This window comes from Flavobacterium xizangense, from assembly GCF_054075145.1.
Map to the genome: position 1 here is coordinate 145621 of NZ_JBSIPG010000005.1, position 18985 is coordinate 164605.

Genomic DNA, 18985 nt, shown 5'->3' on the forward strand with positions numbered 1-18985 from the left:
ACAAGAAGCAAGAAACAAGAAGCAAGAAACAAGAAGCAAGAAACAAGAAGCAAGAAGCAAGAAACAAGAAGCAAGAAGCAAGAAGCAAGAAACAAAAAGAAAGAAAATATTCAAAATAAAAAAATAATAAGATTGGAGAGAATCAAAATCTAAAATCTAAAATCTAAAATCTAAAATGGAAATCGATATAAAAAGCGCACACGGATTGATTCCGGCAATCATTCAGGATTCGGAAACTAAAAATGTTTTGATGCTGGGTTACATGAACGAAGAATCGCTTCAAAAAACCATAGAAACTCAAAAAGTAACTTTCTTCAGCCGTTCAAAACAAAGACTTTGGACAAAAGGTGAGGAGAGTGGCAACTTTTTAAATTTGGTAAGCATTAAAAACGATTGCGATGGCGACACACTTTTGATTCAGGCAAAACCTGTCGGACCAACATGTCATACAGGAGCAGATACTTGTTGGCAAGAGCCAAATGAAGCGAGTTATGGTTTTATTTCTCAATTGGAAAATACAATCAAAACCAGAAGAGAAAATGCTGATTCTGAGAAAAGTTATGTAGCTTCTTTATTCGAAAAAGGGATCAACAAAATTGCTCAGAAAGTTGGAGAAGAAGCTGTAGAAGTGGTTATTGAAGCTAAAGATGATAATGATGATTTATTTTTGAGTGAAAGCGCTGATTTACTTTTTCATTATTTGATTTTATTGCAGGCAAAAGGTTTTCAATTAAATGACGTTGTTGAAGTTCTGAAGAAACGTCAGAAATAATTCTAAATTGTGAAAAAATATTTACTAAATTATGTTAAAATAAAAATTATTTTTTGATATTTACGTAAATATTTAAGCCATGGACATAGAAACATTCAGAAAGCGTTTTGTGGATCATTCAGATGAAGATTTAATTTTGATGCTGACTAAAAACGCCAGTAAATACAATCCTGATGCGCTAGTTGTTGCAAAGGAAATTTTAGTTGCCAGAAATATTGATATTGAGGCAATTTTGAAAGAAGCCAATGAAAAGAAAATAGCAGAAGAGAAAGAAATAGAAAAGAGACATATAGAAGAACTTTCTCCTTTGGAACAAATCGAATATTTATCGGAAAGAAGACTTGAATTTGAAGAAAATATCGAGGATATAATCGAAGATAACAACAAAGATCTTACTGATGCAGAATTACTTGCTAATTTTGAAAGTATTCTGGATAAAATTATAGAAAACGGAAACTTTGGAGAACTTACAGAAAACCACTCCAAGGAAAATTATTTCATTGTAAGCAATATAATTGAACAAAGAAGTGTTAAAATTCCAGTTTCAGTTCTAAAGAAAATAGACCGTATAAATGATATCACCCGTAAAGATTTTTCTAGAAAATTTACTAGAAATATTATAATTGGAATTGTTCTTTTTGCTCTTGGTTTGGTATTTACAATAGGAACCGGAGGCGGACTTATTTTTTACGGTGCAGTTTTGTCGGGTCTAGGTTTAGTAATAAACGGAATTGCAGGTAAGAGAAATTTAAAAAGAGGAGCGCAGATTGGGCTTGAATCTTATGGTTAATCAATTTTAAAATTCTATTCTTTAAACTCAAAAACGGCAAATTCAGAAGATTGATGAAATCCGAATTTTAAACTTTTATAAGCCTGAATTGCAAGATATTCTGTTGTGTTACCGTAATCTATTCTAAAAGCATTTCCACGCCATTTTGTACCAATTTTTGGTTTTGTAAAATTTCCGTTTTCAATTTTTTCTAAACTTGAAAATGGAATTTTAATTTCTGCAGAAAAACCTTCCAGATTAATTTTGCTTGCCGTTTCTAGCCCAGAAATATTAAAATTCATTGAAGTTATCCATCCGTTATAATCCATCGAAGAAGATTTTAACAACATATCATATTGTGTTGAAAAAGCATTTACTCCAATTTCAATATAGTTTTGTCCGTCACCGTCGGAATCAATAAAAATTTCTACTAAATCATCTGTATTGAAAATCTGTGTATCATTTTTTTGTTTTGAGCCTATAATTTTAGAATCTGTACAACGATAAGCAACATAAAGAGCTTCGTCATTCCATGAAAAGGAAACAAAAGTATTTTGAGTTGCTTTTTCTCCTGAATTATGAATTACAAATGGCCCTAAAAATGAAGTTTTCCAATCTGATAAATCGCCGTCAATAATCACTTTTTCAGCAGTTTTATAAATGGGAATTTCTTGTGAATAGCATTTGTTAAGAAATAAAAAAAGGAGTAAATACACTATAAAAGAAGGCTTCATAAAAATGAATGATTTAAAAAGCTAAAAATAGAGAAGAATTATTAATTTTAGTGTTATTTTTTTGTTCTGAATGCAAACATTTTTCCAATAATCTTTTAATTTTCAAATTATTTTATGAAAAAAAACTTAAGCGCTATTTTGATAGCTTTAATTTCTGGTTTTTCAGCACATTCACAGTCTATTTTTAGCAAGTCAGAAACTTTGACACATCAAGACACTTTACGAGGAAGCATTACAAAAGAAAGAGCCTGGTGGGATTTGAAATATTATCATTTAAATGTAAAAATAAACCCCGCTGAAAAAACTATTACAGGTTCAAATACAATACGTTATACAGTTTTGACTGAAAATAACAAAATGCAAATTGATTTGCAGGAACCGATGTATATTACAAAAGCGACTCAAAATGGAAAAGAACTGAAATTTGAACGAAACGGAAATGCTTTTTTTATAGAGCTAGCAGAAAAACAAAAAGTTGGAGAAACGAAAGAGATTGTTGTTTCTTTTGGAGGAAAACCTAAAGAAGCTATTAATCCACCATGGGACGGAGGAATTACCTGGAAAAAAGATAAAAATGGAAAAGATTTTATTGCTTCCTCATGCCAGGGTTTAGGTGCCAGCGTTTGGTGGCCATGCAAAGATCATATGTATGACGAAGTTGAAAATATGCTGATCAGTGTGAATGTTCCCGGAGATTTGACTGATGTTTCGAACGGAAGACTGCAAAGCGTTAAAAAAGAAAAAGACGGAACAAAAACTTTTAATTGGTATGTTTCAAATCCGATCAACAATTATGGTGTAAATATTAATATTGGTGATTATGTCAATTTTTCGGAGAAATATAAAGGAGAAAAAGGTGATTTAGATTGCAGTTATTATGTTTTAAAAGATAATTTGGCAATTGCCAAAGAACATTTTAAAGATGCACCACGAATGCTGAAAGCTTTTGAAAACTGGTTTGGACCTTATCCTTGGTATGAAGACAGTTATAAATTGGTAGAAGCGCCTTATTTAGGTATGGAGCATCAAAGTTCTGTGACTTACGGAAATGAGTTTAAAAATGGCTATTTAGGTGATGATATGAGCAGAACTGGCTGGGGCTTAAAATTTGATTACATTATTATTCACGAATCGGGACACGAATGGTTTGCCAATAATATTACCTATAAAGATATTGCTGATATGTGGATCCATGAAAGCTTCACTACTTATTCCGAAAGTCTTTTCATCGAATATTATTATGGCAAAGATGCTGCTGCAGCCTATATTATTGGAGAAAGAAAATTAATTAGTAATGACAAGCCAATTATTGGTACTTATAATGTTAATAAAGAAGGTTCTGGCGATATGTATCCAAAAGGAGCAAATATGCTGCATACCATTCGTCAGCTTGTGAATGATGATGCAAAATGGAAAAACATTTTAAGAGGCTTAAACAGCACTTTTTATCATAAAACCGTTACCACTAAAGAAATTGAGGATTACATGAGCAAAGAATCAGGTATCGATTTAAGTCCTATTTTTAATCAGTATTTAAGAACAACTCAATTGCCAACTTTGGAATATTTTTTCTTTAAACAAAAATTAGGATACCATTGGATCAATTGCACGCCAGAATTTAATATGCCTCTAAAAGTAAATTTAAATGGTGTTGAAACCTGGCTGAAACCTAAAAATGAATGGCAAGTATTAGATGTAAAAGGCGATAAACCAACACTTGTAACAGATAAAAACTTTTATATTACTACCTCTGATATTACGAATTAAATTCTTTCAAAAGATTAGAAATCAAACCCGACGGAATGTTTTTAGCTTCAGTCGGGTTTATTTTTTTAATTTCGAAAATCATAAAATTTTAGAATAATTAATCTGAATGTTTACATTTGTTATAGATTAAAAAGGTTTAATGACCTTATTTATTACAAATTTATAAATAATGAGAAAATATTTTGTTGGCGCTTTTATCGCCTTTATAGTTGGTTTTGGTGCAAATGCGCAAGGACTTTTAAGCAAGTCAGAAACTGTTTTTACGCATCAGGATAGTTTGCGCGGCAGCATTACAAAAGAAAGAGCCTGGTGGGATTTGAAATATTATCACTTAGATGTAAAAGTGAATCCTTCAGAGAAATCAATTTCAGGTTCAAATACAGTACGTTACACTGTTTTGACAGAAAACAACAGAATGCAAATCGATTTGCAGCAACCAATGAATATTACAAAAGTGACTCAGAATGGTTTGCCATTAAAGTTTGAAAGGGATGGAAATGCTTTCTTCATTACTTTAGCAGAAAAACAGAAAGTTGGAGATTCGAAAGAAATTATAATCAAGTTTGAAGGAAAACCTAAAGAGGCTGTAAGAGCACCGTGGGACGGCGGATTTTCTTGGAAAAAAGATAAAAACGGAAAAGATTTTATTGCTACATCTTGTCAGGGTTTAGGCGCGAGTGTTTGGTGGCCCTGCAAAGATCATATGTATGATGAAGTTGAAAATATGTTAATTAGCGTGAATGTTCCGGGAGATTTGACAGATGTTTCAAACGGAAGATTAAAAAGCGTTAAAAAAGAAAAAGACGGAACGAAAACTTTTAATTGGTATGTTTCGAATCCAATTAATAATTACGGCGTGAATATCAACATTGGTGATTATGTTAATTTCTCTGAGGTTTATAAAGGTGAAAAAGGCAATTTAGATTGTAATTATTATGTTTTGAGAGATAATTTGATTCTAGCCAAAGAGCAATTTAAAGATGCTCCAAAAATGTTGAAGGCTTTTGAAAACTGGTTTGGACCTTATCCGTTTTACGAAGACAGCTATAAATTAGTAGAAGTTCCGTATTTGGGTATGGAGCACCAAAGTTCTGTAACTTATGGAAACCAATATAAAAACGGTTATTTAGGACGTGATTTAAGTGGAACAGGTTGGGGATTAAAATTTGATTTTATCATTATTCACGAGTCTGGCCACGAATGGTTTGCCAATAATATTACCTATAAAGATATTGCGGATATGTGGGTGCATGAAAGTTTTACCAACTATTCTGAAAGTTTGTTTTTAGAATATTATTATGGAAAAGACGCCGCTTCTGAATATATTATTGGATGCAGAAAAAACATTAAAAATGATACGCCAATTATTGGGCATTATGATGTAAATAATGAAGGATCAGGAGATATGTATCCAAAAGGAGCTTCAATGCTGCACATGATTCGTCAGGTAATTAATGATGATGCAAAATGGAAATCGATTTTAAGAGGTATGAATAAAATTTTTTATCATCAAACCGTTACCGGAAAGCAAATTCAGGATTATATCAACGAACAATCAGGAATTAACTTCAACAGAGTTTTTGCTCAATATTTGACGACAACTCAAATTCCGGTTTTTGAGTATATGTTCAAAAATGGAACTTTCGGATATCATTGGACAAATTGCGTAGCCAAATTTGATATGCCGGTTAGAGTAAAACTAAATGGAGTTGAAATGTGGTTAAAACCAACAACTGAATGGCAATCTGAAAAAACTACTAATGAAGATAGAAAAGTAGAAGTTGATAAAGATTTCTATGTTACGACTTCGAATATTGTAGAATAGAACTTCGATAAAATCAATAAAAAAAGCGTAAAAGATCAGATCTTTTACGCTTTTTTTATTAAAATTTAAATCCTTAACGACTATTCAGCTTAGCTTTTTCCTTAATAATATCAGCAATTTTGCGATTTTCAATTTTGCTTTCAAGCCAAGAAATAATATCTAAATATAAGAAAGCTCTTTTTTCGTAAGTGTTCTTTTCAAGTTCAACAAAACGAGCGTGCATTTTTTTGAATTCCTTCTTAATATCGGCTGGATAAAAATTATTTAAGTTTCTTAAGAATTTGATAATTTCCTTTTGAACTTCATGTAAATCATTCATTTTCAGCAAGAACTTATACGTGCTTTTAAGATGGTTTTCTAAATAATAATCTTTTCCTAGTTCGTAATGCGCAATTAATGACAAAAGTCTTGCGAAGCACATTAAATCCTCACGCATTGTCAAATTCTTGTTATTGATGATTTTATCTAAGTAAAGAATACATTCGTTGTATTTTTCATTTCCAAAATAAATCGAAGCAATTTTGTAGAAAAACAACATTTCGTGATGTTCATCGAGATGTTCGCTGTGTAATTTTAGTCTTTCTAAAATTTCCGGAATTAAATATTCGCTTTCGGCAAAAGTCCCTTCCAGAATATGCAAATTCAATTTATTATTATATATGTATAGAAATGATAGCGATGCAATGTTATCGTTTACCGGAAATCTTGGATCTTCGATTGTTTCTTCTAAAAGTGAAAGGTATCTTTTGAAATTCGAAGTATATTTAAGCATATAAAGCGATTCCAAAAAGTAATGATTTCCTTTTAAGAAGAATACCGGATTCAAGTAAATCATGTTTGGATTATCATAAAACAGCGTAACCCATTTATAAGCGTATTTATAACTTGCTAAGAAATCCTGCACTAAGAAACTACGCCATAAATTAGCATTGTAAAACCAATATTTCTCTCTAAAGCCAAACTTGCTTTCGTCTAGTTTTGCAATATGTCGGTTGAAATAATCGTCAATATATTTATATTCTTCGTCGCTTTTTACGTAACCGGTTTTCAGCATGATTCCGTATAACTGAAGCGATAAATTGGATAATTTGCTTGAAATCGTATTTCGGTAATTCAATTCTTTTGCCTGAATTACTAATTCGTCAGCGCGGCCTTGAATACTTCGGGTAATGTATTGTGATTCGATCAGTTTTTCGAATTCTACAATTTCATACGCCATATATTTTTCATCATTCTCTAAAGCCTGCTGTTTTGTTTTATCAAGAATCTTCAAGCTCTGTTTGTACAAACCTTTATTATATAGAATAACAGCAAAATCTATTTGCTCCCGCAATTGATAGCGAATATTCTGGCTCGGAATATTTAAACGAATGCTAACTAAAATTTGCTTGTACAAGTATGATTTTAAGTTAGATAACTGAACTTTTTTGATGATTCCGCTCTTCAAAATAAGCTTTTCATCGTAGGTTTCTGATTTATCTAAAATATTAAAGAGTTCGATGAATTTTGTATTCGAACTAGTTTCTAAGCGACTCGCAAAAATTTTAAATTGTCTTTTTTCAGATTTGGAAAGGGATTTAATCAGAACAAATAAGAAATCTTTTTGATGGTTAGCCATTGTAAAAAATAATAATATAACTTATTGATTATAAAGTATTTAACTATGTATAAAATGTTTTATGAACAGTATAATTTCATTAAAACGAATTTTGTACTGCATAAGTACAATATATATTTGTTATTACAATGTGAAATTACATTAAATAAATGAATATGAATAGAGAGAAAGTTCAAATTTTTGACACCACTTTGCGCGATGGTGAACAAGTTCCAGGATGTAAGTTAGATACTAATCAGAAATTAGTTATCGCAGAACGACTAGACAAAATGGGAGTTGATATTATCGAAGCAGGATTTCCTGTGTCAAGTCCGGGCGATTTTTTATCGGTCTCTGAGATTTGTAAAATTGTAGAAAATGCAACCGTCTGCGGATTGACTAGAGCCGTTAAAAACGACATTGATGTTGCTGCAGCGGCTTTAAAGCATGCGAAGAAACCTAGAATCCATACCGGAATCGGAACCTCAGAATCTCATATCCTCCACAAATTACAAACTACGCCCGAAGATATTATTGCCAGAGCAAAATTTGCAGTAGCTCATGCAAAATCATATGTAGAAGATGTTGAATTCTACGCTGAAGATGCAGGAAGAACTGATAATGCGTTTTTAGCAAAAGTTTGTGAAGAAGTTATCAAATCTGGTGCAACGGTACTAAATATACCTGATACAACAGGATATTGTCTTCCTGAAGAATACGGAGCAAAAATAAAATATTTAAAAGAAAACGTAAAAGGAATCGAAAACGTAATTCTTTCATGTCACTGTCATAATGATTTAGGAATGGCAACTGCAAACTCAATCGCGGGAGCTATAAATGGTGCAAGACAAATTGAGTGTACTATTAATGGTATTGGTGAAAGAGCAGGAAATACGGCACTTGAAGAAGTGGTAATGATTTTCAAACAACATCCATACTTAAATCTGGATACAAACATTAATACTAAAGAATTGAACGAAATGAGCCGTTTAGTTTCTGAAAGTATGGGAATGATTGTTCAGCCAAATAAAGCGATTGTAGGAGCAAATGCTTTTGCACACAGTTCTGGAATTCACCAAGATGGTGTTATCAAAAACAGAGCTACGTACGAGATCATGGATCCGCTTGATGTTGGTGTGAATGAATCGTCAATTATTTTGACAGCAAGAAGCGGAAGAGCTGCATTGGCTTACCGTGCTAAAAAAGTAGGTTATGAACTTACTAAAGTACAATTAGACATTGTATATATTGAGTTTTTGAAATTCGCTGATATCAAAAAAGAAGTTGTTGATGCTGATATTCATCAAATTATCGAAGCTTCAAAAATTCAGGGAGAATTAATCAGAAGCTAGTTGAAAAGAGAATAGAAGAAAGAAGCAAGAAAATAGAAAAAAAAATAAAGATTTAAATCATAAAGAACGAGACGTTATGAATTTGAAAATAGCAGTTTTACCAGGGGACGGAATTGGACCAGAAGTAATTTTACAAGCCAAAAAAGCATTATACGCAATTGGCGAGGTGTACAATCATGAATTTGTTTTTGAAGAGGCACTTATGGGTGCAGTTGCAATTGATAAAACAGGAAATCCGTTGCCAGAACAAACGCTGAATCTTTGCTTGAATACTGATGCTGTTTTGTTTGGCGCAATTGGCGATCCTAAATATGATAATAATCCAAATGCAAAAGTTCGACCGGAGCAGGGATTATTAAAATTACGTAAGGAATTAGGTTTGTTCGCAAACATTCGTCCAATAAAACCTTATAAAGCATTAGTTGAATCTTCTCCTTTAAAAAGAGAAATTATTGAAGGTGCTGATTTTACTATTTTCAGAGAATTAACGGGTGGTGCTTATTTTGGAGCAAAAACATTAAACGAAGAAGGAACACACGCTTCAGATTTATGTGAATATTCAGAAGAAGAAATTACCAGAATTGCACATTTAGCTTTTAAATCGGCACAAAACCGACGCAAAAAGCTGACAATGGTAGATAAAGCAAATGTTTTAGAAACCTCAAGATTATGGAGAAAAGTAGTTCAGAAAGTGGGCGAGAGTTATCCAGATGTAGCTTTAGATTTTTTATTTGTTGATAATGCGGCAATGCAAATCATCTTAAATCCAAAACAATTTGATGTGATTTTGACAGAGAATTTATTTGGAGATATTTTATCAGATGAAGCAAGTGTTATTACAGGCTCAATTGGTTTGTTGGCTTCTGCATCTTTAGGAGAAAAAAATGCGCTTTTCGAGCCAATTCACGGTTCTTACCCTCAGGCAAAAGGAAAAAATATTGCCAATCCAATTGCTTCCATTTTATCAGCAGCAATGTTGTTGGAGCATTTCGGTTTATTTAAAGAAGCAAATGTGATTTATCAGGCGGTTGAAAAAGCAATAGAATTTAAAGTAGTGACGGTTGATTTAAAACCAGATTCAAAATTCGGTACAAATGAAGTAGGGGAGTTTGTTTCTAATTTTATTTTCAGCAAAGATGATTTGCTTTATTTCAATAATGATAATGTAAGTATTGGGCAATCGACAATTGTTTAATATTTTTTGTTAAAACGTAGAAGAAATAACAAGAAGTTTCTAAAATGTTGAGATTTTATTTTTTTAGTTATTAAAGTTTTTATACTTTTGTGACACTAAAAAATAGAAAAGATGCAAATCTCAATTATTATTACTTCTGTCGTTGTTGTCAATGTGATTATCACATCTGCGCAGGGAATGGTATAAATATAATTGAAAAACTATATTATTAACCTTCCAAATACTGGAAGGTTTTTTTTTGAACAAAAATTAAAATAAATTAATACATAATGGAATTAAATAAGTACAGCAAAACCATCACTCAAGATCAGACACAGCCTGCAGCGCAAGCTATGTTGTACGGAATTGGTTTAACTGAAGAAGATTTGAAAAAAGCACAAGTGGGAATTGTAAGCATGGGCTACGATGGTAACACTTGCAATATGCACTTGAATGATTTAGCAAAAGATGTTAAAAAAGGTGTTTGGGATGCAGATCTTGTCGGACTTATTTTTAATACCATTGGTGTTAGTGACGGAATTTCAAACGGAACCGAAGGAATGCGCTATTCATTAGTTTCCCGCGATGTAATTGCCGATTCTATAGAAACAGTTGCAGGAGCACAATGGTACGATGGTATTATTGCAATTCCTGGCTGCGATAAAAATATGCCTGGAGCGTTGATCGCAATGGGAAGATTAAACCGCCCGTCAATGATGGTTTACGGAGGTTCGATTCATTCTGGAAAATGGAAGGGAGAATCTTTGAATATCGTTTCTGCTTTTGAGGCTTTAGGAAAAAAAGTAAAAGGAGAAATCACTCCGGAAGATTTTAAAGGAGTAATTAAAAATGCTTGTCCGGGCGCCGGGGCTTGTGGTGGTATGTATACTGCTAACACTATGTCTTCTGCAATCGAAGCATTAGGAATGAGTTTACCATACAGTTCTTCAAATCCTGCTTTGAGTCAGGAAAAAAGAGATGAATGTCTTGCTGCGGGAGCTGCAATTAAAATTTTATTAGAAAAAGATATTAAGCCAAGAGATATCATGACTCGTAAAGCTTTTGAAAATGCTATTACAATTGTAGCAGTTTTAGGAGGCTCTACAAATGCAGTTATGCACTTAATCGCAATGGCGCACTCAGTTGGAATAACAATCACTTTGGATGATTTTCAGGCAATTAATGACAGAACTCCAGTTCTTGCTGACATGAAACCAAGTGGTAAATATATGATGGAAGATATTCATGAAGTTGGAGGTATTCCTTCAGTAATGAAATATCTATTGAAAGTTGGACTTATTCATGGAGATTGTTTAACTGTAACAGGAAAAACTGTAGCTGAAAACTTAGCTTCAACTCCAGATTTACAAGACGGACAAGAAGTAATTCATGAAATTCAAAAAGCGTTGAAACCAACAGGAAATATTCAAGTTTTATATGGAAATCTGGCTTCTGAAGGTGCTGTAGCAAAAATCAGTGGAAAAGAAGGAGAATATTTTGAAGGTCCAGCTGTAGTTTTTGAAGGTGAATTTGAAGTAATTCCAGGTCTTGAAGCCGGAAAAATTAAACCAGGCAATGTAGTCGTCATTAGAGGTTGTGGACCGAAAGGTGGTCCGGGAATGCCTGAAATGCTAAAACCTACATCTGCAATTATCGGAGCCGGATTAGGAAGTACCTGTGCACTAATCACAGATGGTAGATTTTCCGGAGGTTCACACGGTTTCGTGGTAGGACACGTTACACCAGAAGCATATGACGGTGGTGGTATTGCACTAGTAAAAGATGGAGATATAATTGCTATCGACGCTAAGAAAAATACAATCGACCTGAAGATATCTGACGAAGAATTCGCTGCTCGTAAAGCGGCTTGGGTTCAGCCTCCTTTAAAAGTTGATAGAGGAGTATTGCTTAAATACGCTAGATCGGTGTCAAGCGCTTCTACAGGTTGCGTTACCGATAAATAATTTTAAAACAATAATATCAAGAATCAATCAAAAATTGAAATTGATTCTTGAAAAATAATATACTATGAGAATATCAGGGGCAGAAGCCGTTATAAGATGTTTGTTAGAAGAAGGTGTAGACTTGGTTTATGGTTATCCAGGAGGAGCAATCATGCCAGTTTACGATGAATTATATAAATTTCAGGATCAGTTGCACCACGTTTTAGTTCGTCACGAACAAGGGGCAACGCATGCAGCTCAAGGTTATGCCAGAGCTACTGGAAAAGTGGGTGTTGCAATCGCTACTTCTGGGCCGGGTGCTACAAATTTAGTAACCGGAATCGCAGATGCGCAGATTGATTCAACGCCAATGGTGTGTATTACAGGTCAGGTTGGAAGACATTTATTAGGTTCTGATGCATTTCAGGAAACGGATATTATCGGAATTTCAACTCCGGTTACAAAATGGAATTTTCAGATTACTGAAGCTTCTCAGATTCCGGAAATAATTGCAAAAGCTTTTTATATCGCTCGTTCTGGCCGTCCAGGTCCGGTTTTGATCGATATAACCAAAAATGCTCAATTTGATGAGTTTGATTACAGTTATGAAAAATGTACTGGAATTAGAAGTTATGTTCCGGTTCCGAAATTAAAATTAGATAAAGTTGCCGAAGCCGCAGCTTTAATCAACAGCGCTAAAAAACCTTTCATTGTTTTTGGACAAGGAATTATTTTAGGTCAAGCTGAAGCAGAATTTAAAGCTTTAGTAGAAAAATCAGGAATTCCTGCGGCTTGGACAATTTTAGGATTATCGGCTTTACCTACAGACCATCCTTTAAATGTTGGAATGCTTGGAATGCACGGAAATTATGGTCCAAATTTATTGACCAATGAATGTGATGTTTTAATTGCCTTCGGAATGCGTTTTGATGACCGTGTTACTGGAAAATTAGCTACTTATGCGAAACAGGCGAAAGTAATTCACTTCGAAATTGATCCTGCTGAAATTGACAAAAACGTGAAAACTGAAATTGCAGTTTTGGGCGACGTAAAAGAATCTCTAGTAGCTTTATTGCCTTTAATTGATGCTAAATCTCATGATTTATGGCACAATGAATTTAAAGCATTACAAGAAGTTGAATATAATACGGTTATAAAGGAAGAGTTGAATCCTACGAATGGCAAAGGAATTTCAATGGGAGAAACTATTGAAATGATCAATAAACATTCAAAAGGTGATGCTATTATTGTTTCAGATGTTGGTCAGCACCAAATGTTTGCATGTCGTTATGCTAAATTTAATTCAACTAAAAGTAATATCACTTCTGGCGGATTAGGAACAATGGGATTTGCGCTTCCAGCTGCTATTGGAGCAAAAATGGGTAAACCAGAGCGTGAAGTTGTAGCGATTATTGGTGATGGTGGATTCCAAATGACAATTCAGGAATTGGGAACAATTTTTCAAACTCAGGTTCCTGTTAAGATTGTTATTTTAAATAATGAATTTTTAGGAATGGTACGTCAATGGCAAGAATTGTTCTTTGACAACCGATATGCATCAACAAAGATGATTAACCCAAATTTTGTTGCAATTGCAGAAGGATATCATATTAAATCTAAAAAAGTTACGCAACGTGAAGATTTAGATGAAGCTGTTGCAGAAATGTTAGCTTCTAAAGAATCGTACTTCTTGGAAGTCATGGTAGAAAAAGAAAACAACGTTTTTCCAATGATTCCAACGGGAGCATGTGTTTCAGAAATTAGATTAAGCTAAAAAGAAAGTTTCAATCCCGATTTTTATCGGGAAAAATAAACTAAAAAACAAATGGAAGATAAAACATTTACCATATCGGTATACTCAGAAAATAACGTGGGTTTGTTGAATAGAATATCGGGGATATTCTTAAAGCGTCACATTAATATATTAAGTCTAAATGTTTCTGAATCAGAAATAGAGAATGTCTCAAGATTCATTATTGTAGTGAATACTACAGAGAAATGGGTTCAGAATATTGTTGGACAAATTGAAAAACAAATTGAAGTTATAAAAGCATTTTATCATACAGATGAAGAGACGATTTATCTTGAAAATGCATTATTTAAAATTGCTTCAAATTTATTGTTTGACGAAAAACAAATTCAGAATATCATCAAAGAAAGCCAGTCTACAATTGTAACGGTTTCTCGTGATTTTTTCGTGATTTCAAAATCAGGAAGACGTTCTGAAATTGAAGAATTGTATGCAAAATTCAAACCTTATGGCATTATGCAGTTTGTACGTTCGGGAAGAATTTCAGTTTCAAAAGAAAAAATGGAAATTTCAACGCTATTGGAGACTTTCAAATAATATCATTCATAATTACTATTAAATCAATTATTAAATTACACAATTCATTAAATAAAAAAAAATGGCAAATTATTTCAACACATTACCACTTAGATTACAATTAGAGCAACTAGGAGTTTGCGAATTTATGGAGCAATCAGAATTTGCAGACGGAATCGCAGCATTAGCAGGAAAAAAAGTTGTGATCGTAGGTTGTGGTGCACAAGGTTTGAATCAAGGTTTAAACATGAGAGATTCAGGTTTAGATATTTCTTATGCATTGCGTGCAGATGCAATTGCTGAAAAAAGAGCTTCATATAAAAATGCAACTGAAAATGGATTTAAAGTAGGAACGTATGAAGAATTGATTCCAACTGCTGATTTAGTGTGTAATTTAACTCCAGACAAACAACATACTGCTGTAGTTACTGCAATTATGCCATTAATGAAACAAGGTTCGACTTTAGCATATTCTCACGGATTCAACATTGTTGAAGAAGGGATGCAGATTCGTAAAGATATCACAGTAATTATGTGTGCTCCAAAATGTCCTGGATCTGAAGTTCGTGAAGAATACAAAAGAGGATTTGGTGTACCAACACTTATCGCGGTTCACCCAGAAAATGACCCAAACGGATTTGGTTTAGATCAGGCAAAAGCTTATGCTGTAGCAACTGGAGGACATAAGGCAGGAGTTTTAAAATCATCTTTCGTAGCCGAAGTAAAGTCAGATTTAATGGGTGAGCAAACAATTCTTTGCGGATTATTGCAAACTGGATCTATTTTATGTTTTGATAAAATGGTTGAAAAAGGAATCGACGCTGCATATGCTTCAAAATTAATTCAATACGGATGGGAAACTATCACAGAAGCTTTGAAACATGGTGGTATCACAAATATGATGGATCGTTTAAATAATCCTTCTAAAATTGAAGCTTACGAATTAGCAGAAGAATTAAAAGACATTATGCGTCCGTTATTCCAAAAACACCAAGACGATATCATTTCTGGAGAATTCTCTAGGACTATGATGATTGACTGGGCAAATGACGATGTTAATTTGTTAAAATGGAGAGCTGCTACAGGAGAAACTAACTTCGAAAAAACAGCTCCACAAGAAGCTCCAATTTCTGAACAAGAATATTTTGATAATGGAGTGTTAATGATTGCAATGGTAAAAGCTGGTGTTGAGTTAGCTTTTGAAACTATGACTGAAGCTGGAATTATCGAAGAATCAGCGTATTATGAGTCATTACACGAATTACCATTAATTGCAAACACAATTGCTAGAAAGAAATTATTCGAAATGAACCGTGTAATTTCTGATACTGCTGAGTACGGATGTTACTTATTTGATCATGCGTGTAAACCTTTGTTGACAGAATTCATGAAAAAAGTAGAAACAAATATTATTGGGAAACCATTCTCAACTTCAAATGGAGTAGATAATGCAACTTTAATTGCTGTAAACAAAGAAATTCGTCAACATCCTATCGAAGAAGTAGGAGCGTGGTTGAGAGAGTCTATGACGGCAATGAAAAAAATTGGATAATTAAAATTGGGGAAATCTCGCAAAATTGGATTTTGCGGGATTTGCACTGTATCAAATTTTGTAATATTTTGAATTAGTAAGCACTTATTAAAAAACTAGATATAGATGCATATTGCATTCACTTAACTTCAGCGAGAGTTGTTAAGTGAAGCTGATCCCTCATAATGGGGTATATTTTCTAATAAATATACTTGTTGAAATTTCTGTTGTAATTAATAAAGATGCTTCTATTTTCAAAATAGAAGAAGGTATTGTAATTATATAATTACAAAATTAATTGTTATTGAAATTGTTAAAAATAAAAAGGTGTAGTATTTATTTGCTACACCTTTTTTGTAATATGCTTTTTGATGTGAAAAAGTGTTTTTTTGTATTAAACGCAATAAAAAGAGATATTTTTTTTAATATGTGTTTTTATTTGCTAAAATTTATGAATTAAATAATTTTAAGAATACGCTGAGATTTAATACATTTATAAAAAAAAATTCCAAGAAACATATGAGTTATTATAAAATTGAAAATTTAGAACAATATTTTAAACATTACAATAAGTCAATAAGGGAACCAAGAAAATTTTGGGGTAAAATCGCTGAGGAAAATTTTACATGGTACCAACAATGGGAAAAAGTAGTTGATTTTAATATGGCTGACGCCGAAGTAAAATGGTTTACTGACGCAAAAGTTAATATTACTAAAAACTGTATTGATAGACATTTAAGTAAAAGAGGCGAGAAGACTGCGATTATTTTTGAACCGAATGATCCGTCAGAAGAAGCTTTACATATAACATACAACGAATTATATGAACGTGTTTCAAAAATGGCGAATGTTTTGCGTGAGCAAGGCGTACGTAAAGGAGACAGGGTTTGTATTTATTTACCAATGATTCCAGAATTAGCTGTTGCTGTTTTGGCTTGCGCTAGAATTGGAGCAATACATTCTGTTGTTTTTGCTGGATTTTCCGCTTCTGCTGTTTCTGCACGAATTAATGACTGTGAATGTAAAATGGTTATTACTTCTGATGGAGGTTACAGAGGAAACAAAACAATTGATCTCAAAGGAATTGTTGATGAGGCTCTAGAAACTTGCCCATCAGTAACAAAAGTTTTAGTTGCTAAAAGAACTAAAACGGATGTAAAAATGAAAGAAGGCCGTGATATTTGGTTGCAGCCATTGTTAGATGCAGCTCTAGACAATAGCGTTGCCGAAATTATGGACGCTGAAGATCCTTTGTTTATTTTATATACTTCAGGATCAACTGGTAAGCCAAAAGGTATGGTTCATACTACAGCTGGTTACATGGTCTATACGGCTTATACATTTAAAAATGTTTTTAGCCATGAAGAAAATGATATTTTCTGGTGTACAGCTGACATTGGCTGGATTACTGGACATTCATATATATTATATGGACCATTATTAAACGGAGGAACAACAGTAATTTTTGAAGGAGTTCCATCTTACCCAGATTTCAGCCGTTTTTGGGATATTATCGAAAAACATAAAATCACACAATTTTATACAGCACCAACTGCAATTCGTTCATTAGCAAAAGAAAGCTTAGATTATATTCAAAAATATCCTTTGAAATCCTTAAAAGTTATTGGATCAGTTGGAGAGCCAATCAACGAAGAAGCTTGGCATTGGTTCAATGACCACGTAGGAGATAAGAGATGTCCGGTTGTAGATACTTGGTGGCAGACTGAAACTGGTGGAATTATGATTTCTCCAATTGCTTTTGTAACACCAACAAAACCAACTTATGCGACTTTACCATTACCAGGAATTCAGCCAGTCTTGATGGATGAAAAACGCAATGAAATTGAAGGAAATCAAGTAGTTGGAAGTTTGTGTATTAAATTTCCTTGGCCTGGTATCGCAAGAACGATTTGGGGTAACCATGATCGTTATAAAGAAACTTATTTCTCAGCTTTCCCTGGAAAATATTTTACAGGAGATGGTGCTTTAAGAGACGAAGTTGGGTATTATAGAATCACGGGTAGAGTAGATGATGTTGTAATTGTTTCTGGTCACAATTTAGGAACTGCTCCAATCGAAGATGCTATTAACGAACACCCAGCAGTTGCGGAATCTGCAATTGTTGGATTTCCACATGATATTAAAGGAAATGCATTATATGGTTATGTAATTCTTAAAGAAACTGGAGAAGTTAGAAATAAAGAAAACCTAACAAAGGAAATTAATCAATATATTGCTGATCACATTGGGCCAATTGCAAAATTAGACAAAATTCAATTTGTGTCTGGTTTGCCAAAAACCCGTTCTGGAAAAATTATGCGTAGAATTTTGCGTAAAATAGCAGAAGGTGATTTTTCTAATTTTGGAGATACTTCAACATTATTGAATCCTGAAGTTGTAGATGAAATTACAAAAGGAAGAATTTAATAACTAGAATTTATAAATAAAAAAGCCTCTTAAATTTTAAGAGGCTTTTTTATGTCTTGAAATATCAGTATTTGTGAGACTGAGCGAAGTCGAAGTCTTTTATGTTGTATCACTTTGCGGGACTTTGAATTACTCAGTCTGACAATTGTGATCACTTATTTTGTATTTTTATTTAATCCCTAATCTAGATTTTAATTTTAAAAATAATAAAGCAATTCTGTAAGCATCTTCAGCTGATGAATTTCTGTCGCTTTTTGGGATTTTATAAATTTCACATAAATCATCCAGTGAAAACTGCTTGTCATTAATGTCCATTAATTTTCGATACATTACATCAACATCCAGAGCTTCATTCTTTAGTCTTCCACAGTCAAGACGTTCCAAAGAAGAATTCAGCATTTCAATATCAAAATTTATGTGATGACCAACTAAAACGGCATTTCCCAGAAAATTAACGAATGCTTCCAGTGCTTCCGGTTCCTGCATTTTGCTCATTTTGCTTTCAATAATAAATTCGTTTGAAAGTCCATTGTCCTGCAAAAATTTGTATTGCAGTAACACGGATTCAAAATTATCCTTAATTACAATGCTGTCATCAATTACAGAGAACGCACCTAAAGACAAAATCACGTCTTTATTCGGGTTTAAACCAGATGTTTCTGTTGATAGAACAACGAATCTGTTAGGTTTTGTCTCGAATTTGTTTAGGTAATCTTTCCAAAAATCTGGATATTCTTTATTAATATTTTTAAGCCAGTCTAGCATATT

At 33.1% G+C, this 18985-nt stretch carries 14 protein-coding genes; 11 read left to right on the forward strand and 3 right to left on the reverse strand.

Going from position 1 to position 18985, the window contains the following annotated elements; all coding sequences use genetic code 11:
• Window positions 1-175 precede the first annotated feature (175 nt).
• Both hisIE and ACWA1B_RS13890 read left to right on the forward strand, forming a co-directional pair.
• Window positions 176-772 (forward strand): bifunctional phosphoribosyl-AMP cyclohydrolase/phosphoribosyl-ATP diphosphatase HisIE, encoded by a 597-nt coding sequence (gene hisIE, locus ACWA1B_RS13885; protein WP_456907839.1) that lies wholly within the window; start codon window positions 176-178, stop codon window positions 770-772.
• A 79-nt stretch (window positions 773-851) separates the two neighbouring features.
• A complete protein-coding gene (locus ACWA1B_RS13890) occupies window positions 852-1562 on the forward strand; it encodes a hypothetical protein (protein WP_456907841.1) in 711 nt (236 codons plus the stop codon).
• Between the two features lie 14 nt (window positions 1563-1576).
• Here ACWA1B_RS13890 and ACWA1B_RS13895 read toward each other — a convergent pair whose 3' ends face one another.
• Window positions 1577-2275 carry a carbohydrate-binding family 9-like protein gene (locus ACWA1B_RS13895; RefSeq protein ID WP_456907843.1) on the reverse strand — a complete coding sequence of 233 codons (699 nt, stop codon included), beginning with the start codon at window positions 2273-2275 and terminating at the stop codon, window positions 1577-1579.
• 114 nt (window positions 2276-2389) lie between these two features.
• Here ACWA1B_RS13895 and ACWA1B_RS13900 point away from each other — a divergent pair, with 114 nt between their 5' ends.
• Both ACWA1B_RS13900 and ACWA1B_RS13905 read left to right on the forward strand, forming a co-directional pair.
• A complete protein-coding gene (locus tag ACWA1B_RS13900) occupies window positions 2390-4042 on the forward strand; it encodes a M1 family metallopeptidase (RefSeq protein ID WP_456907845.1) in 1653 nt (550 codons plus the stop codon).
• Between the two features lie 169 nt (window positions 4043-4211).
• On the forward strand, window positions 4212-5867 hold the full coding sequence (locus tag ACWA1B_RS13905; RefSeq protein ID WP_456907847.1) for a M1 family metallopeptidase: 1656 nt from the start codon (window positions 4212-4214) through the stop codon (window positions 5865-5867).
• Window positions 5868-5940: 73 nt separating this feature from the next.
• On the opposite strand, the gene ACWA1B_RS13910 is transcribed toward ACWA1B_RS13905, so the two are convergent.
• Window positions 5941-7485 (reverse strand): hypothetical protein, encoded by a 1545-nt coding sequence (locus ACWA1B_RS13910; RefSeq protein WP_035643811.1) that lies wholly within the window; start codon window positions 7483-7485, stop codon window positions 5941-5943.
• A 155-nt stretch (window positions 7486-7640) separates the two neighbouring features.
• On the opposite strand from ACWA1B_RS13910, the gene ACWA1B_RS13915 reads away from it, so the two are divergent.
• The 7 genes from ACWA1B_RS13915 to acs all read left to right on the forward strand — a co-directional run bounded on the left by ACWA1B_RS13915 (window position 7641) and on the right by acs (window position 18217).
• Window positions 7641-8816, forward strand: a complete 1176-nt coding sequence (locus tag ACWA1B_RS13915; RefSeq protein ID WP_456907849.1) for a 2-isopropylmalate synthase — start codon at window positions 7641-7643, stop codon at window positions 8814-8816.
• A gap of 76 nt (window positions 8817-8892) precedes the next feature.
• Entirely contained in the window at window positions 8893-10011 is a 1119-nt protein-coding gene (gene leuB / locus ACWA1B_RS13920) for a 3-isopropylmalate dehydrogenase (RefSeq protein WP_142448808.1), read from the forward strand.
• 269 nt (window positions 10012-10280) lie between these two features.
• Window positions 10281-11954: a dihydroxy-acid dehydratase gene (ilvD, locus tag ACWA1B_RS13925; protein WP_456907852.1), complete on the forward strand. Its 1674-nt coding sequence runs from the start codon at window positions 10281-10283 to the stop codon at window positions 11952-11954.
• A 64-nt stretch (window positions 11955-12018) separates the two neighbouring features.
• Window positions 12019-13707 (forward strand): biosynthetic-type acetolactate synthase large subunit, encoded by a 1689-nt coding sequence (gene ilvB, locus ACWA1B_RS13930; protein ID WP_456907854.1) that lies wholly within the window; start codon window positions 12019-12021, stop codon window positions 13705-13707.
• Window positions 13708-13758: 51 nt separating this feature from the next.
• Complete coding sequence (ilvN, locus tag ACWA1B_RS13935; RefSeq protein WP_035643804.1) at window positions 13759-14280, forward strand: acetolactate synthase small subunit; 522 nt, start codon at window positions 13759-13761, stop codon at window positions 14278-14280.
• Between the two features lie 61 nt (window positions 14281-14341).
• Window positions 14342-15811, forward strand: a complete 1470-nt coding sequence (gene ilvC / locus ACWA1B_RS13940) for a ketol-acid reductoisomerase (RefSeq protein WP_456907857.1) — start codon at window positions 14342-14344, stop codon at window positions 15809-15811.
• 498 nt (window positions 15812-16309) lie between these two features.
• Window positions 16310-18217: an acetate--CoA ligase gene (gene acs, locus ACWA1B_RS13945; RefSeq protein ID WP_456907859.1), complete on the forward strand. Its 1908-nt coding sequence runs from the start codon at window positions 16310-16312 to the stop codon at window positions 18215-18217.
• Window positions 18218-18385: 168 nt separating this feature from the next.
• Here acs and ACWA1B_RS13950 read toward each other — a convergent pair whose 3' ends face one another.
• A complete protein-coding gene (locus ACWA1B_RS13950; protein ID WP_035643800.1) occupies window positions 18386-18982 on the reverse strand; it encodes a 3'-5' exonuclease in 597 nt (198 codons plus the stop codon).
• Window positions 18983-18985: the final 3 nt, after the last annotated feature.